Origin of the sequence: Ruegeria sp. HKCCD8929 (assembly GCF_013031405.1) — a bacterium.
GTDB lineage: Bacteria > Pseudomonadota > Alphaproteobacteria > Rhodobacterales > Rhodobacteraceae > Ruegeria.
This window is the reverse complement of the sequence record NZ_WPZY01000004.1, coordinates 323,533-342,289: the sequence shown is the minus strand read 5'-3', so window position 1 is coordinate 342,289 and position 18,757 is coordinate 323,533. Positions and strand designations below refer to the sequence as shown.

Sequence of the window (18,757 nt, the reverse complement as noted above, 5' to 3'; positions counted from 1 at the left end):
TATGAGGGGGGTCTGTCTGCTATGCCGCACTGCAACATAATCCGCCACCAGGACTGACGATGAGCGCCACCGCCCGCAAGAAAGCCCCGAACGCCGAGGATATCCGCGCCCGCAAAGGGCGGGAGCCACTGGTCAGCCTGACCGCCTACACCACGCCGATGGCACAGCTGATGGATGCCCATTGCGACTTTGTTCTGGTCGGCGACAGTGTTGGCATGGTGCTGCACGGGCTGACCTCGACCCTCGGCGTGACGATGGAGATGATGATCCTGCACGGGCAGGCCGTTGCGCGCGGGCTGGATCAGGCGATGATGGTCGTCGATATGCCGTTTGCGTCATACGAAGAGGGCCCGGCACAGGCGTTCCGCAACGCTGCCCGGCTGATGGCCGAAACCGGCGCCGGTGCGGTCAAGCTGGAAGGCGGGGTCGAGATGGCCGAAACCATCCGCTTTCTGGTGAAACGCGGCATCCCGGTCATGGCCCATATCGGCCTGACCCCGCAATCCATCAACACGCTGGGCGGCTACAAGGTGCAGGGCCGCGATGCGCAGGCGCAGGCGGTTCTGGCCGATGCCCGCGCCGTGGCCGAGGCCGGGGCGTTCTCGGTGGTGCTGGAAAAGGTGCCCGCCACTCTCGCCGACCAGATCACCGCCGAGGTACCGATCCCCACTATCGGCATCGGCGCGTCCGCCGGGTGCGACGGTCAGATCCTGGTGGTCGATGACATGCTGGGCTTTTTCACCGCCTTCAAACCGAAATTCGTCAAGCGCTATGCCGAGCTTGGCCCGCAGGCCGAAGCCGCCATCGCTGAATACGCCGCCGAAGTGCGCGCCCGCAGCTTTCCTGCCGACGAACATATCTTTGCCGATCAGGCCCCGGCCAAAGGACCCAAAGCATGACCGTCCCCATCCTGCGGCAACTGGCCGATCTGCACGCCAAGACCTCCGAGTGGACCCGCGCGGGTGAGGTGATCGGCGTGGTGCCGACCATGGGTGCGCTGCATCAGGGACATCTGTCGCTGGTCGAGGCCGCAAAGGCCGAGTGCGACCGGGTGATCGTGACGATCTTCGTGAACCCCAAGCAGTTCAACAACCCAGAAGACCTCGCCAAATACCCCCGCACCGAGGCTGACGATGCCGTCAAGCTGGAGCCTTATGGCGTCGATGCGATCTATGTCCCCGAGCCCGACCAGATCTATCCCGCGGGCTTTGCCACCAATGTCTCGGTCGCGGGCCTCACGGACGTGATGGAGGGCGAATTCCGCCCCGGTCATTTCGACGGGGTGGCGACAGTGGTCGCTAAACTCTTCCTGCAGACGCGCGCAAACAGAGCCTATTTTGGAGAAAAGGACTATCAGCAACTGATGGTCGTCCGCCGCATGGCCCGCGATCTGGACATCCCGACCGAGGTGATAGGCTGCCCGACGGTGCGTGAGGCGTCCGGTCTGGCCATGTCCTCCCGCAACCTGCGCCTGTCGCCCGAGGGGTTGGAGGTTGCCGCGCATCTTAACGCGGCAATGCGCTCGGTGGCCGAAGCGCTCGGCCGGGGCGAGGCTTTTGACGAAGTAGCCAAACACGCCTGCGCGGGGCTGCTGGAAGCCGGTTTCTCGGAGGTCGAATACCTCGATCTGCGCAGCGCGGCCTCGCTGAAGCCACTCGGCCGCGCCAGCGAACCTGCCCGCCTGTTCGCCGCCGCGCTGGTGGAAGGCATCCGGCTGATCGACAATATTGAGGTGCCTGCCGCCTGAATTCCGGACTGGTCCGAATGGGATATGTCGGGCTAGTGTCCCCCTCAAAAGTTCAAGGGGAGGGCAGGCATGACCCATATTCTGGCTATCGATCAGGGCACAACCTCAACCCGGGCCATTCTGTTTGACGCCGACATGCGGCCCGTTGGCACGGCGCAGACGGAGTTCACCCAGCATTTCCCGCAGGAAGGCTGGGTCGAACATGACCCGGACGAGATCTGGGACAGCGTTCTGACGGTCTGCCGCGAGGTGATGGCGGCTCAGGGCGTCATGCCCGCACAGATCGCCGGAATCGGCATCACCAACCAGCGCGAGACCACGATCATCTGGGATCGGGCGACCGGCAAACCCATCCACAACGCCATCGTCTGGCAGGACCGCCGCACTGCTGACGTCTGCGACCGGTTCCGCCACGCCGGGTGCGAGGATGACATCACTGCCCAAACCGGCCTGCTGCTGGACCCCTATTTCTCGGGCACCAAGGTGAAATGGCTGCTCGACACCATCCCCGGCGCACGCGACCGGGCGGCGGCAGGAGAGCTTCTGTTCGGCACCATCGACAGTTTCCTGATCTGGCGCCTGACCGAGGGCCGCGTGCACGCAACCGACGCCACCAACGCGGCGCGGACGCTGCAGTTCGACATCCATCAGGGCGCGTGGAGCGAAGAAATTTGCGACCTGATGAACGTGCCGATGGCGATGCTGCCCGAGGTTCGCGACTGCGCGGCGGATTTTGGAACCACCACAGCGCTGGGCGGCGAAATCCCGATCCTCGGCGTTGCCGGCGATCAGCAGGCCGCCACGATGGGTCAGGCCTGCTTTGCGCCGGGAATGATGAAATCCACCTATGGCACCGGCTGTTTCGCCCTGCTCAACACTGGCGCCGAACCGGTCGAGTCGCGCAACCGTCTGCTCACCACAATTGCCTATCAGCTGGGCGGGCAGCGAACCTATGCGCTTGAGGGCTCGATCTTCATCGCGGGTGCCGCGGTGCAATGGCTGCGGGACGCGTTGCAGATCATCGAAACCGCGGCAGAAAGCGGAGAACTCGCCGCCCGCTCGGACCCGGCGCAGCATGTGGTGCTGGTGCCTGCCTTCACCGGTCTGGGCGCGCCCTACTGGAACCCAGATTGCCGCGGTGCCGTGTTCGGGCTGACCCGCAACTCGGGTCGGGCCGAGATCGCGCGGGCGACGCTGGAAAGCATCGCCTATCAGACCCGGGACCTGTGGCAGGCGATGCAGGGCGACTGGGGCGCCGAAACGGATGTGATCCTGCGCGTCGATGGCGGAATGAGCGCATCCGACTGGGCCATGCAGGGCCTGGCCGACCTGCTGGGCGCCCCGGTGGACCGCCCGGTGATGCCTGAAACAACGGCTTTGGGCGCGGCCTGGCTGGCGGGGATGCAGGCCGATGTCTATCCAGACCAAGAGGGCTTCGCGCAAACCTGGGCCTTGGACCGCAGGTTCCAACCTGTTCTGCGCGCATCGGACCGAGATGCAGCTTACGCACGCTGGCAGAAAGCGGTTCAAGCGGCGATGATGTTTTAAGGTGTGGCCGCGGGATTTGCCCTGCGCCGACGACATCGGCCTGCTTGCCCACACAGGGCGGCGCCTGACCGCGGGTGGGTGCCTCTGTCATCGGTGGTCGTCGCTTTATTGGGCCACCACATCCAAGATTCGAGCGGGCCTACGGCGTCAACATAGCGCCCGCCCATAGGAGCGGTTGGGCGCTGCCCGGCGGCACTGCGTGCCTCGATTCCGGGCTGGTCGCCAAGGTCGAAAGGACGGTCCTTTTCAGTCTGTCTGACTGACCCGATATTTGGCTCTTAGAGCCTGGTTACGAACCAGCGCGCCCTCGGGAATCGTCCGCGGTCTCGCATTCAGGTCCGCAATCGAGAACCCAGCTATAGATTTGTACTTCTCCGCGTGCGCTGCCAGTCCTGCCCTTGGGATCACCTGCTCGATATCCCCGAAATCGCCACCGCACAAATCCTCGACCCGCTGCAGCACCGCGTCCGGGCCTCCGCCCGCGCGGTTGGCCCGACCGACGACGGTTGTCAGGGGGCGCATTTCGCCCTCATAGGCGGTCAGGGCGGCGGGAGTCGGGCCGTGCTCCAGCAGTTTTGCTCCGATGACGCGGGCATCGATGATGGCCTGGCTGGCCCCGTTCGAGCCCACTGGATAGGTCGGATGTGCGGCATGTCCCATGAGCGTGACGGGGCCGTGGTTCCAGCGGGGTAGCGGGTCGCGGTCGACCATCGGGTATTCATAAACCACTTCGGCACCGCGGATCAGGGCCGGCACGTCGATCCAATCGAACCGCCAATCCTCGAACTCGGGCAGGAAATCACCGATATCGGCGGCGCGGTTCCAATCCTCTTTCTTCCACTCGGCATCCAGCGGAAAGCGTTTCTCGGCGATCCAATTGATCGTTGCGATCCCGTCAGCATCGGGGTTCGAGATCGGATAGGCCACCAGCCGCAGCGCATCATGCCCGATCATCACCATCGCCGCCCCGCCGAACCAGACCGGCGCCTGCGTGGTGGCGCGCCAGAGGACGCGGCCATTCCAGATCGGTTCGCCCTCGTCCGGGTACATCTGCGCCCTGAGCGCCGAATGGATGCCGTCGGTCCCCACCAACAGCGTACCTTCGACCCGACGACCATCTTCGAGCCGCAACACGGAAACGCCGTCGGTCGTATCGAACCCGACCGCCCGCGCGCCGGTGACCACGCAATCCGGCCCGGCCCGATCGATCAGCGCGTGATGGAGCATCATCTGCAGGTGCCCGCGATGCACCGAGTATTGCGGCCAAGCATAACCGGCCCAAGTGCCGCGCGGTTCCTCCCAGATGGTCTTGCCGAGCTTGGAATAAAACCCGTATTGCCGCGTTTTGACCCCGATGGCCTCAAGCTCGGCACCCAGGCCCAGATCCAGCAGCTCGCGCACCGCGTTGGGTTGCAGGTTGATGCCGACGCCCATGGGGCGGATCTGGCGCGCGGCCTCGAAGATGCGAAAAGGAACGCCGATCTGGTGCAGGGTCAGGCCCAGGCTAAGCCCCGCAATGCCGCCACCCGCGATCAGTATGGTCATTGTCCCGCCCTCCGTCCGTCCGGGCCCAGAGAAACAGGCAGGGGCGCGGGGCGCAAGCCTCAGGCCTTGGCGGAGATGATCAGATCAGGGCCAAAGATCGTGTCGGCGTGATGATGCAGATAGATCTTGAGCCAGGGCGTAAAGCGTTCGGGGTGGCGTTTCACTTCGGCGAGCAGGTCGTGATAATCGATCCAGCGGGTATCCATCACCTCGTCCGGATTGGGCTCCATCGCCAATGCTCCACGGGCGTGGGCCAGGAACACGTCCACCACCTCATTCTCGACCATGTTGTTGCCGACATCGGCGTGATACTCCAGCCGGTGACGGTACTCGGGATACAGGCCGCCGATCCCCAATTCCTCGCCCAGACGCCGCACTGCGCAGGCGGACGAGGTTTCGTCCCAGTCGGGATGGGTGCAGCAGGTGTTCGCCCACAGGCCCGGCGTGTGGTATTTGCCCATGGCCCGGCGCTGCATCAGGATCTCCATTCCGCGCACGACAAAGACTGACACGGCCTTGTGCTTGAGGCCCTTTTCATGCGCCTCCAGCTTGTCCACGGGGGTCAGTTCGCCATCGACCCATGCCGGGATCATGATTCCCATGTCAGTTTCTCCTGCTGCCACTGCGCCTGTCGGGGGCGGCTTGGGCGGGCGTTTGGATGGCCGGATCGACCAGAGGCATATCGGCTATGCTGAGTAGGCGGGATGGCCCTTTCAACCGGCTCCGGTTTCAAAGTGGCGCCGAACCGGCGCGCGATCAATCGCACGAAAGGCCGCAGGGGGCTGCGGCCTTCGCGAAGGGTTGACGAGTGTATGTGGAGCGTTATTCGGACGCCACGCTCGCGAGATAGGCATAGACGTCTTCCGCGCCTTTCCTCAGCTTGAAGGTCATCTTGGACTTCGCGCCATCGTCCTCGAGATAGGTTTTCAGGAACGCCTTGGGGTCCTGGGAATACTCGACGAAAGTGGCCTCATCCCAGACCAGACCCTTCTCTCCGGCCTCGACCAGGCTTTTGCCGTATTTATAACCTTCGACGGTACCCGCGGTGCGTCCGGCAATGCCGTAGAGGTTCGGGCCGGTCTTGCCGCCCTTGACGATGGTTTCGCCGGCATCGCTTTCGATGGTGTGGCAGGACTTGCATTTGTTGAAGGCTTTTTCGCCCTTCTCTGCATCGCCCTCGGCGAAGGCTGGAACGGCCAGCAGGCCAACAAGCGCGGTGGCAAGGATACGAGTCATGGCTGATACTCCAAAGGTTCTTGGCTGCCTCAATGGAAGCCTGCGGCCAGCGATAGTCAACCGGCACATTGCCGCGCGCGGGCAGTGTGTCGCACATCATGCGCGATGACAGGCCTAACTGTTGCCGGGGATTGCCGACCAGCTCGGCAAAAGATCGCCTTTGGCGGGGGTGGCAAGATAGATGGCGCGCGCGATGGCCCGGCTGAGGCACAGCGCAGCTGCGTGGCCGATGCGGGTGAGGTCCTGCTCGGGGTTGGTCAGGGGGCGGGCGCCGGTGCTGACGCTGAACACCAGATCGCCATCGCCCGGAGAATGCGCAGGCACGACGGCGCGCGCGATGCCGTCATGGGCGGCGATGGCCATACGCTGGCATTGCGCCTTGGTCAGATCGGCATCGGTGGCAACGATGGCGATGGAGGTGTTGGCGCGTTCTGTTGCCTGCGTTTGCATGGACTGCATCTTGCGGCTTTCGAACCCACGCCCCAGCCCCGCGTTTGGATCGGGTCCAACGCCGCCGAATTCTGTGCCTATCTCGAATGGGGCGGCCCAGAAATGGCGGTCGCCGGGGGTGGTGACGCTGCCCATCGGATTGGCGGCGACCAGCGCGCCAACGGTGGTGCCATCATCGAGTACGAGTGAGGCCGAGCCCAACCCGCCCTTGAGCATCGCTGTCAGCGCGCCGGTGCCAGCCCCGGCGGTGCCCAGCGCGAAGCTATCCGAAGCGGCTTCGAAGGCGGCGCGGCCCAAGGCGCGGTAAGGGTTCTCGGCCCAGTTCTTTTGCCCGCCGTTGAGCAGGTCGAAAATGATCGCGCCGGGCACAATGGGGATGACGGCATCCGCCACCCGGAATCCGCGCCCGCATTCCCGCAATGCGTCCGAGACGCCGGAACAGGCGTCGAGCCCATAGGCCGAGCCTCCCGAAAGCGTGATGGCGTCGATCCGGGCCACGGATTTGTCGGGCGCCAGCAGATCGGTTTCGCGCGTGCCCGGCGCGCCGCCCATCACGTGGACTGAGGCGGTGAACGGGGTGTCGGCGATCAGGACGGTGGTGCCGGATTTCAGCACATCGTCCTGCGCGTTGCCGACTTTGAGGCCGGGGATATCGGTGATCAGGTTTTTGGGGCCCGGGATCATTGCTGTCTTGTCCGTTGGTACGGGAAAGCGCGCGGCCGCGCGCTGCCTCCGGCGGGGATATTTTTGAACAGAAGAAGGAGCAGGTCAGATACAGCGGCCACCGTCGACCTCCATTGCGACACCGGTGATCATGCTGGCCTCGTCCGAGCAGAGAAAACAGGCGGCGTTACCCATGTCTTCGGGGGTGGAGAAACGGCCGAGCGGGATAGTCGAGAGGAACTTGGCGCGCATTTCCGGCGTGTCCTCACCCATGAAGGATTTGAGCAGCGGGGTTTCCCCGGCCACCGGGCAAATCGCGTTGACGCGGACGCCCGAGGGGGCCAGTTCCACGGCCATGGTGCGAGTGGCGGTGATCATCCAGCCTTTGGAGGCGTTGTACCAGTTGAGGTTGGGGCGCGGCGAGATGCCCGCGGTTGAGGCGACGTTGAGAATGGCGCCGGTGCCGCGGGTCTTCATATGCGGGACCAGCGCGCGGGCGGTCAGATAGACGGATTTCATGTTGACGTTGAACACCCGGTCGAAATCGTCCTCGCCGACATCCTCGAGCGGTGTCGGCAGGTGGGTGACGCCTGCGTTGTTAACCAGAATATCGAGCTGGCCAAAGGCGGCGAGCGCGGCTTGTGCCATGGCATTTACCGAGGCACCATCCGCCACGTCGACCTGTTGCGCGACGGCGTTTTCGCCCAGTTCAGCCGCCATGCGGGTCGCAGCCTCGCCGTTGATATCGGCGATCATCACCCGGGCGCCTTTCGCGATGAACTTGGTAGCAATCCCGGCGCCAAAGCCCGAGGCTGCGCCGGTGACGATTGCGGTTTTTCCCTGAAGCCTCATGGCCCTGCCCCCTCTCGGCTATCGGGGCAGAGTATCAACGTGCCCGGAAGATGCCAGACTATTCCTCGCCCACCTTGCCGCGCAGCGCCTTGACCTCGCCCCGCGCTTTCTTGGCCGCAAGACGGCGCTTGACCGAGCCATAGGTGGGTTTGGTGGCGATCCGGCGTTTCGGTTTGACCAGCGCCTTGGCAATCAACGCGGCCAGCCTCTGGCGCGCGATCTCGCGGTTGCGGGTTTGCGAGCGGGTCTCGTCGCATTGAATGACGATAGCGCCCTCCTTGGTCCAGCGCCGCCCGGCGAGGCGTTTCAGGCGGGACTTGACCGGATCGGGAAGGGCGGGAGAGCGCTCGGCCTCGAACCGCAGTTCAACCGCCGTCGAGACCTTGTTCACATTCTGGCCGCCGGGACCCGAAGCGCGCATGAAGCTTTCGGTGATTTCCCAGTCCTCGATGGCGATATCGTCGCTGATGCGCAGCATGGCGCGACCTTACAGTCGGGAAAGTGAAAGGGCCACCCGGGTGGGGTGGCCCTAGCAGGTCAGACTGCGCGTACCGCTGGGTCGAGCCGCTGCACGATCACCCGGAACGGGATCAGTGCGATCAGCGCCAGTGACAGTTTCACCATCCAGTCTGCGAAAGCCAGCGTCACCCAGAGCGGGGCAGCGGGGCCGGAATTCATGAACGGCACCGCCTCCCACGCCCAGTTGATGGCGGCGTCTGCATTTGGGCCGAACACGGTGACCGAGGCGGAAAAGGCGATGGTGAAGAACAGCGCGGTGTCCAGCGCCGAGCCGATCAGGGTCGAGATCAGCGGCGCGCGCCACCAGACCCCGCCGCGAAAGCGGTTGAACACGGTGACATCGGTAAGCTGCGCCACAAGGAACGCGGTGCCCGAGGCAACGGCGATGCGCAGCGGCACGGCGGGGCCGAACTCGAGCATGATCTGGCTGCCGATCAGCGAGCAGATGACGCCGGTCACAAACCCGGCAAAAACCACCTTGCGCGCCGGTCCCACGCCGTAGACGCGGTTCATGATATCCGTCACCAGAAAGGCCAGCGGATAGGTAAAGGCACCCCAGGTCAGGAGGCCGTCCAGGATCAGGAACTGGACCAGAATATTCGATGCCACCACGATGGCGGCCATGGCAAAGATGCCGGGAAGGTATGAGCGTTGCATGTCTTGATGCCCGTTTTGACAAGGTTACGGCGACTTGGCCCGGCGAGGGCACCGGGCAAAGCGGGCTTCTAACCGCCTTGCGCGCGCAACGCAAGTCATTCGGGCAAGAGATATTCCACCAGTTCGGTGCGCTGCAGCCCCAGGAAATTGTCGTCCGAAATCATGGTCGCCCTGAGCCGGCCCTGCTGGTCGCGCCAGACCGAGAGCCCTTCGAGATTGTCATGGGTGCCGGTGCCGGTCCTGAACAGGGTCTCTTCGGCGCGAACGCCGCCCTCGGTAACCTCCCACCGCCTCAGGCGCGACCGAAAACCCAGAAGCGAGGCGTCACGCTCGAGCACATAGAACCTGCCATCCGGGCCGAAATCGGCGGACACCGGCAGAAACCCATCGCTTGGCGGCAAGGTGAACGGGGTAGACCACCCCTGCCCGTTCCACATGTAGACCGGGATTTGTCCATCTATCGTCCGGCTGCTTTCGGTCAGAGTATAGAGCCGCCCACGGCCATCCATCGCCAGCCCCTCGAACGAGCCGTTGCGGGCCAGACCTTCAAAGGCCTTGGGTCGGGGCAGCACTTTGGCGGGGCTGCCAAGCTTTGGGTACCGGGCAACACGGTGCACGCCTTCGAACGAGATAAAGATCGTGCCGTCGGGTGCGATGGCCAACCCCTCAGAATCGCCAGCCCAGCCCAGGAGAATACGGTTTCTGCTGGATCTGACGCTGTACGCCTTGCCTGCAGTCACATCCGTGATCCGGTCGCCGTCGCGTGTGATCGTGGCGGTCAGAATGTTGGCCCGGTCGCTGAGTACCGTCATGCTCTGGCCGTCCTCGGACAGCTCCAATGCAGAAAACCCGCCGAACCAGATCGCCTTTTCACGCCAGGTATAGCTGCTCAGATGGGTTGCCGATTTTGCATCCACAGCAAGGGCGGGGGCCGCCAGCAGCAGCGCCGAGATTATCGAGATTGCAGTACGGATGCGCATTGCTTGGGCAAATCGGCCAGAACGTATTCACGACGCTTTTTTGGAGGCGGCGCATTGGGGTCCGGCGGCGGCGGGTTGAGGATGTTGTTCACCCATTGCTGCGCATCCGCGCACCCGTCGCCGCGGGGTGGGGGATCCTGATTGACGCACCCGCGCACGCCCTTGGGGCACTTCAGGCGCACGTGGAAATGATAGTGGTGCCCCCACCAGGGCCGGATCTTGCGCAGCCAGGCGCGATCGCCTTTTTCATCCTTGCACATCTGCACCTTGGCGCCGGGAAAAACAAAGATCCGCGCAACCCGCTTGTCCTTGGCCGCCGCCCGCAGGATGGCGTGATGCTGCCCGGTCCAGCTGGAATTGACAAAGGCGCCGTTGGCGCGGCGCATGGAAATGGACGAGATATTCTCACGGTTTCTGCGCGAGAGGCGCAGATCGTTCGCGGGCCGCATCCAGATGTCGATGTCCAGACCGATCTGGTGGCTGCGATGACCGGACAGCATCGGACCGCCCCGAGGCTGGCTGATATCCCCGATATAGAGACCGTCCCACCCCGGCTGCCGGGCCGCAAAGGCGCTGAGCTTTCGGATATAATCGATGGTTTCCGGATGGCCCCAGTTGCGGTTCCGGCTTAGCCGCATGGCCTGCCAGGTGGGGCCGGTTTCCGGCAACTGAACCGCCCCGGCGACGCATCCCTTGGAGTATGAGCCATAAGCCGCCGCACGTTGTTTGGAGGCTTTGGACTTCGCCCCGAACAGTTCTTTTGCCAATGGCGCGGCATCTGCACCGGTGGCCAGGATCATCGACGCAAAAGCGTAGGCGGCAAGTTGCAGCAGTCTCATCAGGTCTGGTCCCCTTCCGGTCTGACCCAGCGCATCAGGAACAGGCCCAGAATAAACAACAGGACGATTGGCGAAACCCCCAATCTTGCGCTGCCAGTGGTGACGGTCGCGATGTCGATGAGCAGCGGCGCGGCAAAAGCGGTGGCGCGGCCCGAAAGGCCATAAAGACCAAAGCTCTCGACCGGTGTTTGCGTGTCGGTATGGCGCACCATCATCGACCGGCTGGCCGATTGCAGGATCCCGCCCATGCCGCCGATCAGGATGCCGCAACCGAAGAAAATCGTATCCGGCAGGCCTGAGCCTTCGGGCAGGGCGATGCCGAAAATCTGGCTGCGATCCATCGAAACAATGGTTGTGCAGACCAGGATCAGCACCCAGATCGCGACCAGAATCACCGGTTTAGGGCCGAATTTCCGGTCCATCTTGCCGCCCACCCACGCGAATACGGCCGAGGCGAGCACGCTCACGATGCCGAAGATACCGATCTTGATCAGGTCCCATTCCAGCACCAGCCGGGCATAGACACCACCAAAGCTGTAAAGCCCGTTCAGCGCGTCGCGATAGAACATGGACGAGCCGAGATAGGCGGTTAGGCTGTGGCGATGGCGCAGATTGGCGACCGACTTGCCCAACAGTCGCAGCGCGTCGCCAAAACTGCCGTGCTTGTCGCCCTGCTCTCCGTCACGAACCCACAGGAAGTAGGGCACCATGAACAGGACAAACCATCCAGCGGTGAACGGGCCAACAAAGCGCGTGCCCTCACGCAGGCTAGCGTCAAGACCGAAGAGCGGGTCAAGCCCCACAAGCGTCTTGCCGCTGGGCTGTTCGACGAACAGCGCCAGCATGATCGCCAGCGACAACAGCCCGCCGAAATAACCAAAGGCAAAGCCCGAGCCGGAAATCTCACCCACCTCGCTGTCGTCCCCCAGATCGGGCAGTTGCGAGTTGATGAAGATCAGCGCGTATTCCGCACCCACAAATCCAAGGCCAAAGGCCGAGAGCATGAGCCACATGTTCGAACCATCCGGCATCGTATACCAAAGGGCCGCAGAACCTGCGGCATACATCACCGAAAAGGCAAATATCCAAGGAATGCGGCGCCCGGACACATCCGCGAGCGCCCCGAGCAACGGCGCGCCAAAAGCGATAACCAGACCAGTGATGGTGAGGCAACGCGCCCAGACGCTTTGCGCCTGCGCCGCGGCGGCCTCGGGCGTCAAACCAGCGCCGGAGTAATACTCGGCGGCGACGCCTGCGAAATAGGGACCGAAGACAAAGGTGACCAGCAGGGTGTGATACGGCTGGCTGGCCCAGTCAAAGAACCACCACCCCCATATGCGCCTGCGCTTGGAAATCTCTGCCATGCCTGCCCTTTTGATCTGTTTTGACAAGTTATGCGGGTCAGGTGGCTCGCGTGGCAAGCATTTCCTACGGTGCTCGCCCCACGTCACATGGCAAACCCTTGTTCTTTGAGGCTGAAACGACTACCTGTCGCCGGAACAGATCGGAGTATTCAGACATGATGGCAATCTACGGACCTCTGCAGTTAATCCTCAGCGTGGTCTATTTCATTATCATCGTGCACGTGATCATGAGTTGGCTGATCAACTTTCAGGTTCTGAACTTGCGTCAGCAATTCGTGGCGCAACTTTGGTATGGTCTGAACCGGCTTCTTGAGCCGATCTACCGCCCGATCCGGAACTTTCTGCCTGATACTGGTGGCATTGACCTCGCGCCGCTGGTGGCCTTCATCATCGTGATTTCGCTTCGCGCCTACATTCTGCCAACCCTCTTTGGCTTTATGTAACCCCCGGGGACATCCAGCCCTCTTGTTCACCGATTCTTAGTATGTGAGAGTGCGATCTAAGAGCAGATAGACATAATCTTAGACAGGGCTGCCCCTCACATGTTCGACTCCGCGCCGTTGCTGCGAGATGTCTTTGGATTCGACGCCTTCCGGCCCGGCCAGGAAGAGATCGTCGATGCCGTGACAGCGGGCGAGAACGTGCTGGCGATCATGCCGACCGGGGGCGGAAAGTCTCTTTGTTTTCAGCTACCTGCTCTGTTACGTGATGGGGTTACGGTGGTGATCTCTCCGCTGATCGCCCTCATGCGCGATCAGGTGCGCGCCTTGCAGGAGGCCGGGGTTGAGGCGGGTGCGCTGACCTCGGGCAACACACCCGAGGAAACCGACGCGGTGTGGCGGGCGCTGGAAGACGGTCGGCTGAAACTGCTCTACATGGCGCCCGAGCGGCTGGCGGCGGTTTCGGCCATGGGCATGTTGCGCCGGATCGGCGTCAGCTTGATCGCCGTGGACGAGGCGCATTGCGTCAGCCAGTGGGGCCACGATTTCCGCCCTGACTACCTGCGGATCGGAGAGCTGCGCCGCGCCCTGGACGTGCCGCTGGCCGCCTTCACCGCCACGGCGGATGCGGAAACGCAGGACGAGATCATCCAGAAACTGTTCGACGGTGTTGCACCGCGCAAGTTCCTGCGCGGGTTCGACCGACCCAATATCCATCTGGCCTTTGGTGCTAAGGACAGCCCGCGCAAGCAGATCCTAGACTTCGCCGCTGCCCGGCGCGGTCAGTCCGGCATTGTCTATTGCGGGACCCGCAACAAGACCGAGGCGCTGGCACGCGCATTGCGCGAGGATGGCCACACCGCCTGCCATTATCACGGAGGGATGGAGGCCGAGGATCGCCGTATCGTCGAAACCCGCTTTGCCCGCGAGGACGGGTTGATCGTGGTGGCCACCGTTGCCTTTGGCATGGGCATCGACAAGCCGGATATCCGCTGGGTGGCCCATGCCGATCTGCCCAAATCCATCGAAGCCTATTATCAGGAGATCGGGCGCGCGGGTCGCGATGGCGACCCCGCCGAGACACTGACCCTGTTCGGCCCCGACGACATCCGCCTGCGTCGGTCGCAGATTGACGAAGGCCTCGCGCCACCCGAACGGCGCTCTGCCGACCATGCGCGGCTGAACGCTCTGCTGGGTCTGGCTGAGGCGCTGGAGTGTCGCCGTCAGACTCTGCTGGGTTATTTCGGGGAAGAGGCCGCGCCCTGCGGCAAATGCGATCTCTGCGACACTCCGGCCGAGGTGTTCGACGGCACCACGCCCGTGCGCATGGCACTGTCGGCCATACTGCGGACCGAAGAGTGGTTTGGCGCCGGGCATCTGATCGACATCCTGCTTGGCAACGAAACCGACAAGATCCGCGCCCGCCGTCACGACAACTTGCCCACCTACGGTGTCGGCAAGGATTGGTCGCGCCCGCAATGGCAGGCGATTTTCCGGCAGATGATGGGGCATGATCTGGTGCGCCCGGACCCGGAGCGTCATGGCGCGCTGCGGATGACCGATGCGGCGAAACCGATCCTGAAGGGCGAGGCGCAGATCCGGCTGCGCAGAGATTCCATCCGCAAGGCCACCCGTCGCCCCGCCGTCAAGGCGATGGTGTCGGAAGAGGATGCGCCGCTTTTGTCCGTGCTCAAAGCCAAGCGCCGGGCGCTGGCCGAGGCGGCACGGGTCCCGGCCTATGTGATCTTTCCCGACCGCACGCTGATCGAGATGGCCGAAAAGCGTCCCGCCACGCTGGACGATATGGCTCGGATCGGCGGCGTTGGCGCGAAGAAGCTGGAGCGGTACGGCGACACGTTCCTCGAGGTGATCTCGGGCGCGGTCGAAACTGTGCATCCCGCGCGCCGTAAGCTGGCCGGACGGGATACCGCCGGGGTATATGATCAGTTGCTTGAAGTGCAAACCGAACTGGCCCGCGGCCCGGACGGGATCGACAAACCGCTGACCTGCTCGGCCTCGCAATTGGCCAAGGTGGCGCAAATGCGCCCGGATGACGAGCACGCGCTTGGACGGCTGCTGGGCGAGCGACGGGCCGAACGGTTCGGCGCCGCGTTTCTGGACGTGCTGCGGGCGGCGGGCTAGATACGGCCGGAACGGATTGAGGGGGCAGGCATGCTGACAGTGATCTCTCCGGCCAAGCGGCTGGACTGGACGGAACGGAACGTGACGGCGACCGAGCCTGCGTATCAGGACGATGCGATCCGTCTGGCCAAGACCATGCGCAACCAGACCCTTGGCGAACTGAAAAAGCTGATGGATCTGAGCGACGATCTGGCCCGGCTGAACCGCGACCGGTACCGGGTCTTCTCCGACACGCCCGAGGCCGACGTGACCCGCCCCGCCGCGCTGGCCTTTGCGGGGGATACCTATCTGGGGCTCGAGGCCGCATCGCTGGATAAGGATGAGATGGCCTGGGCGCAGGACCATCTGCGGATATTATCCGGGCTTTACGGCATCCTGCGCCCGCTGGACGCGATCCAGCCCTATCGGTTGGAGATGGGTTCGCGCCTCAAGACCCGGCGCGGCAAGAACCTGTATGACTACTGGCGCGACCAGCTGAGCCATGCGCTGAATGCGCAAGCCGCCGAGATCGGAACCAGCATTCTGGTGAACTGCGCCAGTCAGGAGTATTTCGGTGCGGTCGCGTCCAAGGCGCTGAACCTTCGGGTGATCACACCTGTCTTCATGGAGGACAAGAGCAGCGCACCCAGGATTGTCAGCTTCTTCGCCAAAAAGGCGCGCGGTGCGATGGCGCGCTATATCATCCAGCGGCGCCTGACCGATCCGACAGCGCTGATCGAGTTCGATACCGGTGGCTATGCGTATTGCGAGGAGATGTCCGAACCGGACAAACCGGTTTTTGTCAGGCCCTACACCACGGCGCCAAACACCTGAAACACCCAACGCTGTCTGAAATCATGGTTTTCAACGCGTCAGGTGATACTGGATTTATGTGGTTTTTCGCGAAGTGCTTTATCAAGCCTGATCCGACAACATCGACGCATCGTAGGCGACAAGTTCCACGGTGTTTCCCTCGGGGTCCTGGGTGAAAACCCCACGCCAGCCGATCCAACCGAACTGCTCGACCCAATAGGGCTGACCGAGGTGGTCGTACCAGCGCATGACCGCTTCCTGCTCTTCGAACGGTAGCGACAGCGCGATGTGATGCAGGGATGATGCGGCGTCGGTTGCCGGTGGGGCGAATCCCGTCGGATGCTGGCCCGGCTTGACGGAAACCTCGTGGTGGAACAAGGCAAGCACGGCAGTGTGGCCACCAAACCCTTCCGCGATCCGAAAAAAGGTGATGGCGCTGTCGTGGTTTCCGCTCAGACGCTCCAGTCCGATCACGGTTTCATAGAACTCCACCATCGCGGCCATGTCGGCGCAACGAATGGCAATCTCGCCCAAGGCGCGCGGGCGGAACCCTCGATCCTGTGTCATGGGACCAGCTTAGATGGGCGTTTCAAGAGAGGGCAAGCCGTTAGATTGCTCCCGGATCAGACCGGATCGGCTCTTGCTGCCGCGCGTTCTGACCAAACAAATCGGCGGCGCACTAATCCTCCTCAGGCAGAACAGGCCGCGCGTCCTTGGGGCAGGCGGCAATGATCCGCTCGTGGATCAGCGCCTTGCGCAGCGGTTTGGTCAAGTAATGGTCCAGCCCGGCACTCAGAATTCCGTCGGCATCCCCGGTCATTGCATGTGCGGTGAGCGCCACGATCGGAACATGATGACCGGTACCCGCCTCGCGCCGGCGGATTTCGCCGGTAGCCTGTTTTCCATCCATCTTGGGCATCGAGATGTCCATGAATATCAGATCGGGCTGAAACGCCTCATGGACTTCAACCGCCTCAAGCCCGTTGTTGGCAAAGCGCAGATCGATATCGAGCGCCTTGACCATCTTGCGCAGAACCAGCTGGTTGGTGCGGTTGTCTTCGGCCGCCAGAACCCGCATCTGGCGTTGCTTCTGGCCGGGGCGTCCCGGGGCGGAAGGATCAGACGCCCCATCCGCCTCGGCACTCAGGGACCACGCAGGCTCAAACACCGGATCGCTTAGATTTTCCAGCCGAGAGAACAGCTCGGCCCGGGGGATGGGCTTTTGCAACACGCCCTGCAACAAGTGCCTGGCCGGGTCGGCGTGAACCGCGCCCGGATTGGAGGACAGAAGAACAAAGGGCAGATCGTTCCAACCGCGATCCCGGATCGCCTCGACCAGTTCCAGCCCGTCCATGTCGGGCATGTTGTGATCGCTCAGCACCAGATCGACACTGTCATCGAGCCGCTCCAGCGCCTCGCTACCCGAGACACAGGACGTCACCCGCGCGCCAAGGCGGCTGAGTTGTTTTTCGAGGATAGCGCGGTTGATGACCTCATCATCGACGATCATCACATGCCGCAGCCGTCCGGCCAGGCTGGGCGGCACCGGTTGCGGCCCGTCCGCGGTTGGCAGGGTCACGCGAAACCCGAAACATGATCCCTCACCCTCTTCGCTTTCGACCCAGACGGTGCCCCCCATCAATTCGATCAGCCGCCGGGTGATGGCGAGGCCCAGCCCGGTGCCGTCGAACTGGCGGTTGCGCTCGTTTTCGACCTGATTGAACTCGCCAAAGATGTGGCCAATCTTGCTGTCGGGAATGCCGATGCCGGTATCCTCGATCGCCACATGGATGGCGCAGCTTTCGCCGGCCGGATCGGGCACCCCGGTCACCCGGATCAGGACATGGCCCTGACTGGTGAACTTCACCGCATTACCGACCAGATTGGTCAGCACCTGCCGGACGCGCCCCGGATCGCCGACGAACCGGGTGGGCAGGAACAGGTCGTAATCCACCAGCATCGACAGGCCCTTGTCGCGCACTGTCGGTTGCAGCAGCATCGCCACCTCGTGAATGCAGCGCTCAAGGTCAAAAGCCTCGGAATGCAGCACCAGCTTGTCGGCCTCGATCTTCGAGTAATCCAGCACGTCGTTGATGATCACCAGCAACGCCTCGCCCGAGTTCCGGATGGTGTTGACGTAAAGCCTTTGTTCCTCGTCCAAACTGGTGTCGGTCAGCAACTCGGCCATGCCCACGACCCCGTTCATCGGCGTGCGAATCTCGTGGCTCATATTGGCCAGAAAGGCAGATTTGGCGCGGTTGGCGGCCTCGGCCCTCTCGCGGGCAGCACGCAGCTCGGCCTCGTACCGGACGGTCGAGGTGATGTTCAGCGCCAGGCTGACCACGTCGCCCCCGTGACCCCGCTGATCGATCAGCTTGATATACTGACCGTTCCACATGCGGACCACCACCGGTTTGGGGCTGGGCGACATCCACCGGTCGCGCATCATCGCGCGCCATTCCTCGGCCGCCATTTCGCCGGTATCCACGATCCCCTCATCCGTGAACAGCTGCAGGATGCGCATGTAAGAGATGCCCGGCGCGATCTCTTCCAACCCGTCGAACGCGTTCAGATAGGCGGTGTTGGCGCCGATCAGCTTGTTGTCGGAATCGAAAAAGGCAAACCCGTCCTGAATGGTCTGGATCGAGTGCCACAGCCGCCGCTCGGCCACCTCGATCTTGGCATTGGCAACCGTCAGGTCCGATTTCACCTTTTCGTTCTCGTCCCGCACGGTCGCGACCTCGGCCTGTTTCTCACCAATCCGCTTGGTCAGGGCCAGTGCGTGACGGCCCAGTTTGCGGTTCGCAGCCGAAAGTTCGGCCTGTTTGAGATCAAGCAATCGCTCGGCGGCCAGACGGGCGCGCCGTTCCTCGGCAAGTTTGTTGGCAAGGCTCATCGCAATCGTTCCCACGCATGGTCCGCGCCCGAGCATCCGCCGCAACGGTGAAAAAGTGTTTAAGCTTGCCCGTCCCAATGGGAATCG

Annotated in this window: 18 protein-coding genes; 6 read left to right on the top strand and 12 right to left on the bottom strand. The window is 63.2% G+C overall.

Features of this window, described 5'->3' with window-relative positions; translation table 11 throughout:
* Positions 1-59: 59 nt before the first annotated feature.
* From panB to glpK, 3 genes are all read left to right on the top strand, one after another.
* Positions 60-899, top strand: coding sequence for a 3-methyl-2-oxobutanoate hydroxymethyltransferase (gene panB, locus GOX53_RS08765; RefSeq protein WP_171175404.1), 840 nt, complete (start codon positions 60-62; stop codon positions 897-899).
* Entirely contained in the window at positions 896-1,747 is an 852-nt protein-coding gene (panC, locus tag GOX53_RS08760; protein WP_171175402.1) for a pantoate--beta-alanine ligase, read from the top strand. Before panB ends, panC begins: the two co-directional genes overlap by 4 nt.
* A 69-nt stretch (positions 1,748-1,816) precedes the next feature.
* The gene (glpK, locus tag GOX53_RS08755; protein ID WP_171175400.1) at positions 1,817-3,295 is read left to right on the top strand and encodes a glycerol kinase GlpK; all 1,479 of its coding nucleotides are present in this window, start codon (positions 1,817-1,819) and stop codon (positions 3,293-3,295) included.
* Between the two features lie 246 nt (positions 3,296-3,541).
* Here glpK and GOX53_RS08750 read toward each other — a convergent pair whose 3' ends face one another.
* From GOX53_RS08750 to GOX53_RS08705, 10 genes are all read right to left on the bottom strand, one after another.
* Positions 3,542-4,840 carry a flavin-dependent oxidoreductase gene (locus tag GOX53_RS08750; protein ID WP_171175398.1) on the bottom strand — a complete coding sequence of 433 codons (1,299 nt, stop codon included), beginning with the start codon at positions 4,838-4,840 and terminating at the stop codon, positions 3,542-3,544.
* A gap of 59 nt (positions 4,841-4,899) precedes the next feature.
* Positions 4,900-5,442 carry an isopentenyl-diphosphate delta-isomerase gene (locus GOX53_RS08745; protein ID WP_171175396.1) on the bottom strand — a complete coding sequence of 181 codons (543 nt, stop codon included), beginning with the start codon at positions 5,440-5,442 and terminating at the stop codon, positions 4,900-4,902.
* A 220-nt stretch (positions 5,443-5,662) separates the two neighbouring features.
* On the bottom strand, positions 5,663-6,076 hold the full coding sequence (locus GOX53_RS08740) for a cytochrome c family protein (protein WP_171175394.1): 414 nt from the start codon (positions 6,074-6,076) through the stop codon (positions 5,663-5,665).
* Between the two features lie 114 nt (positions 6,077-6,190).
* Positions 6,191-7,210, bottom strand: a complete 1,020-nt coding sequence (locus GOX53_RS08735) for a P1 family peptidase (protein ID WP_171175392.1) — start codon at positions 7,208-7,210, stop codon at positions 6,191-6,193.
* A gap of 84 nt (positions 7,211-7,294) precedes the next feature.
* Entirely contained in the window at positions 7,295-8,041 is a 747-nt protein-coding gene (locus GOX53_RS08730) for an SDR family oxidoreductase (RefSeq protein WP_171175389.1), read from the bottom strand.
* 58 nt (positions 8,042-8,099) lie between these two features.
* Positions 8,100-8,519 carry an alternative ribosome rescue aminoacyl-tRNA hydrolase ArfB gene (gene arfB / locus GOX53_RS08725; RefSeq protein ID WP_171175387.1) on the bottom strand — a complete coding sequence of 140 codons (420 nt, stop codon included), beginning with the start codon at positions 8,517-8,519 and terminating at the stop codon, positions 8,100-8,102.
* 59 nt (positions 8,520-8,578) lie between these two features.
* On the bottom strand, positions 8,579-9,217 hold the full coding sequence (locus GOX53_RS08720; RefSeq protein ID WP_171175385.1) for a queuosine precursor transporter: 639 nt from the start codon (positions 9,215-9,217) through the stop codon (positions 8,579-8,581).
* A 95-nt stretch (positions 9,218-9,312) separates the two neighbouring features.
* Positions 9,313-10,197, bottom strand: a complete 885-nt coding sequence (locus tag GOX53_RS08715) for an esterase-like activity of phytase family protein (protein WP_171175383.1) — start codon at positions 10,195-10,197, stop codon at positions 9,313-9,315.
* Complete coding sequence (gene mepA / locus GOX53_RS08710) at positions 10,170-11,036, bottom strand: penicillin-insensitive murein endopeptidase (RefSeq protein WP_171175381.1); 867 nt, start codon at positions 11,034-11,036, stop codon at positions 10,170-10,172. The genes GOX53_RS08715 and mepA overlap by 28 nt, the downstream gene beginning before the upstream one ends.
* Complete coding sequence (locus GOX53_RS08705; protein WP_371810269.1) at positions 11,036-12,457, bottom strand: MFS transporter; 1,422 nt, start codon at positions 12,455-12,457, stop codon at positions 11,036-11,038. Before GOX53_RS08705 ends, mepA begins: the two co-directional genes overlap by 1 nt.
* 98 nt (positions 12,458-12,555) lie before the next feature.
* Between GOX53_RS08705 and GOX53_RS08700 the strand changes: the two genes are divergently transcribed.
* The 3 genes from GOX53_RS08700 to yaaA all read left to right on the top strand — a co-directional run bounded on the left by GOX53_RS08700 (position 12,556) and on the right by yaaA (position 15,795).
* Positions 12,556-12,843 (top strand): YggT family protein, encoded by a 288-nt coding sequence (locus GOX53_RS08700; protein ID WP_171175377.1) that lies wholly within the window; start codon positions 12,556-12,558, stop codon positions 12,841-12,843.
* 99 nt (positions 12,844-12,942) lie between these two features.
* Positions 12,943-14,982 carry a DNA helicase RecQ gene (recQ, locus tag GOX53_RS08695; RefSeq protein ID WP_171175375.1) on the top strand — a complete coding sequence of 680 codons (2,040 nt, stop codon included), beginning with the start codon at positions 12,943-12,945 and terminating at the stop codon, positions 14,980-14,982.
* A 30-nt stretch (positions 14,983-15,012) separates the two neighbouring features.
* Complete coding sequence (gene yaaA, locus GOX53_RS08690; RefSeq protein ID WP_171175373.1) at positions 15,013-15,795, top strand: peroxide stress protein YaaA; 783 nt, start codon at positions 15,013-15,015, stop codon at positions 15,793-15,795.
* Positions 15,796-15,876: 81 nt separating this feature from the next.
* Here the strand turns inward: yaaA and GOX53_RS08685 are convergent, their stop codons facing one another.
* Together GOX53_RS08685 and GOX53_RS08680 are read right to left on the bottom strand one after the other, a co-directional pair.
* Positions 15,877-16,341 carry a VOC family protein gene (locus GOX53_RS08685; protein WP_171175371.1) on the bottom strand — a complete coding sequence of 155 codons (465 nt, stop codon included), beginning with the start codon at positions 16,339-16,341 and terminating at the stop codon, positions 15,877-15,879.
* Positions 16,342-16,453: 112 nt separating this feature from the next.
* Positions 16,454-18,670: a response regulator gene (locus tag GOX53_RS08680; protein WP_171175369.1), complete on the bottom strand. Its 2,217-nt coding sequence runs from the start codon at positions 18,668-18,670 to the stop codon at positions 16,454-16,456.
* Positions 18,671-18,757: the final 87 nt, after the last annotated feature.

Bases quoted from the DNA above. Each gene is read 5' to 3' on its own strand.
- GOX53_RS08735 (WP_171175392.1), bottom strand. From the start codon at position 7,210: ATGATCCCGGGCCCCAAAAACCTGATCACCGATATCCCCGGCCTCAAA.
- mepA (WP_171175381.1), bottom strand. From the start codon at position 11,036: ATGAGACTGCTGCAACTTGCCGCCTACGCTTTTGCGTCGATGATCCTG.
- GOX53_RS08700 (WP_171175377.1), top strand. From the start codon at position 12,556: ATGATGGCAATCTACGGACCTCTGCAGTTAATCCTCAGCGTGGTCTAT.
- GOX53_RS08730 (WP_171175389.1), bottom strand. From the start codon at position 8,041: ATGAGGCTTCAGGGAAAAACCGCAATCGTCACCGGCGCAGCCTCGGGC.
- GOX53_RS08740 (WP_171175394.1), bottom strand. From the start codon at position 6,076: ATGACTCGTATCCTTGCCACCGCGCTTGTTGGCCTGCTGGCCGTTCCA.
- panC (WP_171175402.1), top strand. From the start codon at position 896: ATGACCGTCCCCATCCTGCGGCAACTGGCCGATCTGCACGCCAAGACC.
- recQ (WP_171175375.1), top strand. From the start codon at position 12,943: ATGTTCGACTCCGCGCCGTTGCTGCGAGATGTCTTTGGATTCGACGCC.
- GOX53_RS08720 (WP_171175385.1), bottom strand. From the start codon at position 9,217: ATGCAACGCTCATACCTTCCCGGCATCTTTGCCATGGCCGCCATCGTG.
- yaaA (WP_171175373.1), top strand. From the start codon at position 15,013: ATGCTGACAGTGATCTCTCCGGCCAAGCGGCTGGACTGGACGGAACGG.
- panB (WP_171175404.1), top strand. From the start codon at position 60: ATGAGCGCCACCGCCCGCAAGAAAGCCCCGAACGCCGAGGATATCCGC.
- arfB (WP_171175387.1), bottom strand. From the start codon at position 8,519: ATGCTGCGCATCAGCGACGATATCGCCATCGAGGACTGGGAAATCACC.
- GOX53_RS08745 (WP_171175396.1), bottom strand. From the start codon at position 5,442: ATGGGAATCATGATCCCGGCATGGGTCGATGGCGAACTGACCCCCGTG.
- GOX53_RS08680 (WP_171175369.1), bottom strand. From the start codon at position 18,670: ATGAGCCTTGCCAACAAACTTGCCGAGGAACGGCGCGCCCGTCTGGCC.
- glpK (WP_171175400.1), top strand. From the start codon at position 1,817: ATGACCCATATTCTGGCTATCGATCAGGGCACAACCTCAACCCGGGCC.
- GOX53_RS08715 (WP_171175383.1), bottom strand. From the start codon at position 10,197: ATGCGCATCCGTACTGCAATCTCGATAATCTCGGCGCTGCTGCTGGCG.
- GOX53_RS08750 (WP_171175398.1), bottom strand. From the start codon at position 4,840: ATGACCATACTGATCGCGGGTGGCGGCATTGCGGGGCTTAGCCTGGGC.
- GOX53_RS08685 (WP_171175371.1), bottom strand. From the start codon at position 16,341: ATGACACAGGATCGAGGGTTCCGCCCGCGCGCCTTGGGCGAGATTGCC.